Genomic DNA, 2,343 nt, shown 5'->3' on the forward strand with positions numbered 1-2,343 from the left:
CGCCTGCCAGGACGGCGGCGAAGCCGGTGCCGCCCGTCAAGGCCGCCGGGCCCGCCAAGACCGCTCCCAAGGCCAAGCCGGGCAATCCGACAGCCGTGGTCCGTGCAGCGCCGTCAAAGGCCGCGGCGCCACCCAAGGCCGCCAGCCCTGCCAAGACGCCCGCCAAGGCTGCTGCCAAGGCCAGCGCCGGGAAGGTGATCTCCATCACCCGGAACGCACCCGCCAAGGCCGCTGCCCCCAGCAAGGTGCCGGCAAAGGTTGCGGCCAAGGCTGTTGCTGCCAAGGCTGCTGCAGCCAAGGTTGCGGCCAAGGCCGGGAAGGGGGCAAGCGTTGCCCGCGCAGCGCCGGCCAAGGTCGTGGCGCCTTCGGCCAGTGCCAAGCGGGTCAGCGCGGCGGCTGCAGCAACGGCCCGGAAGGCTCCAGTCAAGTCCATCGCCAATACTGCTGCAAAGCCGGCTGCCAAGGCTGCTGGCAAGCCGGCACCCAAGACTGCACCCAAGCCTGCGTCCAAGGCGGCTGCGAAGCCCGTCGCCGTCGCAGCGGCAAAGGCCGACACCAAGCGGGTCGCCAGCAAACCGGCGGCTGCCAAGGCCGCTGTCACCAAGCCGGCACCCGCCAAGTCGGTGTCGAAGGCTTCCAAGCCCACGCAGAAATCTGACCCCAAGCCCACGATCAAGGCGGTGGTCAGCGGCAAGGCCAGCGGCACAAGCAGCATGAACGGCAAGCCCAATGGCAACGGGAATGGCAATGGCGCAGGCCATGCCAAGGCCAAGGTCGATCCGGCACCCCGCGCGCTCAAGATGGTGACCGCGGTCGCAACGCCGGTGCGGGCGCGCCGCAAGCCCGCAGCGCGGGCCTGATCAGTCCCGGCCCACCAGGGCCGCAGCAAAATCGGCGGGCGTGAAGGGCTGCAGATCGTCCATGCCTTCGCCAACGCCGATGGCGTGGATCGGGAGCCGGCTGGTTTCTGCCGCCGCCACCAGCATGCCGCCGCGCGCTGAGCCGTCGAGCTTGGTCATCACCAGCCCGGTAACGCCGGCCACGCTGCGAAACACCTCGATCTGCGACAGCGCGTTCTGGCCGGTGCTCGCATCCAGCACCAGCAGCACGTCGTGCGGCGCGGTCGGATCGAGCTTGGCGATCACCCGCTTCAACTTGGCCAGCTCGTCCATCAGCCCGGCCTTGTTCTGCAGGCGGCCGGCGGTGTCGATGATCAGCACGTCGATGCCTTCGGCCTGGGCGCGCTTTACCGCCTCATAGGCGAGGCCCGCGGCGTCGCCGCCCTGTTCGCCAGCCACGATCGGGACGCCCACCCGCTCGGCCCAGATGGTCAGCTGGGCGATGGCGGCGGCACGGAACGTGTCCCCGGCGGCCAGCATCACCTTGTGGCCATCGGCCTTGAACAGTCGGGCCAGCTTGGCGATCGTGGTGGTCTTGCCGCTGCCGTTGACACCCACCACCAGCACGACTTGCGGTTTGTGGCGGATCTCCAGCGGCAGCGCCACCGGGGTGAGCACCTTCTCCACCTCTTCGGCCACCACCATGCGGATGCCCGCTTCGTCGATGCCCTTGGCGAACTTCTGGTCTGCCAGCCGGTCGCGGATGCGCGCCGCCACCGCCGGCCCCAGATCGGCAGCGATCAACGCCTCTTCAATCTCGTCGAGCCGCGCCTCGTCGAGCGGCAGGGTGCCGGTCGCCAGGCCGGTGATATTGTCCGCCAGCCGCTTGGTGGACTTGGCGAGCCCCTGTGTCAGCTTGCCGAGCCAGCTCATCGATACCGCTCCAGGTCCACCGCACCGGTGTAGGCCACCACGGCCGGCCCGGCCAGCAGCAGATGGCCATCATCACGGCGCGTGACGACCAGATCGCCGCCGGGCATGGTGACCCGCACGTCGCTTCCCACCAACCCGCGCCGCTGGGCGGCGGCCACGGCCGCCACGGCGCCGGTGCCGCAAGCCAGCGTTGCCCCGGCACCGCGTTCCCATACCCTGAGGATCATGTGATCGCGCGCCACCACCTGGGCGATGCCGACATTCACCCGCTCTGGAAACACCGTGTCATGCTCGATCAGCGGGCCGAGCCGCGCGAGATCGACCGCAGCGGCATCGGCAACGAAGAACACCACGTGCGGGTTGCCGACCGACAGTGCCGCCGGCGCTTCCAACCCTTCCCAGGCCAGCGGCAGGGCGGCGGTGTCCATCGCATAGGCAAGCGGCACCGCATCCCAGTCCCAGCGCGGCACACCCATGTCCACGGCAGCGCTGCCGGCCATGGCTTCGCTCGCCAGCAGGCCGCCGGCGGTTTCGATGCGCAGCGCCCCGCCCAGCAGGGCCGCCGCCGCGC

3 protein-coding genes and 1 pseudogene are annotated in these 2,343 nt (G+C 70.2%); 1 reads left to right on the forward strand and 3 read right to left on the reverse strand.

What is annotated here, in order from left to right; all coding sequences use genetic code 11:
* A pseudogene (locus GJV64_RS15505) lies at positions 1–715 on the reverse strand (hypothetical protein); the annotation flags it as partial.
* Between GJV64_RS15505 and GJV64_RS15510 the strand changes: the two are divergent.
* On the forward strand, positions 714–860 hold the full coding sequence (locus GJV64_RS15510) for a hypothetical protein (RefSeq protein WP_205599643.1): 147 nt from the start codon (positions 714–716) through the stop codon (positions 858–860). The pseudogene GJV64_RS15505 and the gene GJV64_RS15510 sit on opposite strands and share 2 nt — an antisense overlap.
* Here the strand turns inward: GJV64_RS15510 and ftsY are convergent, their stop codons facing one another.
* Positions 861–1,772: a signal recognition particle-docking protein FtsY gene (ftsY, locus tag GJV64_RS13740; protein ID WP_164157958.1), complete on the reverse strand. Its 912-nt coding sequence runs from the start codon at positions 1,770–1,772 to the stop codon at positions 861–863.
* A partial coding sequence (gene dapF, locus GJV64_RS13745; RefSeq protein WP_164157960.1) for a diaminopimelate epimerase occupies positions 1,769–2,343 on the reverse strand: 575 nt, incomplete at its 5' end. The genes ftsY and dapF, both read right to left, overlap by 4 nt.

Origin of the sequence: Sandarakinorhabdus rubra, from assembly GCF_010994245.1 — a bacterium.
Lineage (GTDB): Bacteria > Pseudomonadota > Alphaproteobacteria > Sphingomonadales > Sphingomonadaceae > Sandarakinorhabdus > Sandarakinorhabdus rubra.

Bases quoted from the DNA above. Each gene is read 5' to 3' on its own strand.
- GJV64_RS15510 (WP_205599643.1), top strand. From the start codon at position 714: ATGAACGGCAAGCCCAATGGCAACGGGAATGGCAATGGCGCAGGCCAT.
- ftsY (WP_164157958.1), bottom strand. From the start codon at position 1,772: ATGAGCTGGCTCGGCAAGCTGACACAGGGGCTCGCCAAGTCCACCAAG.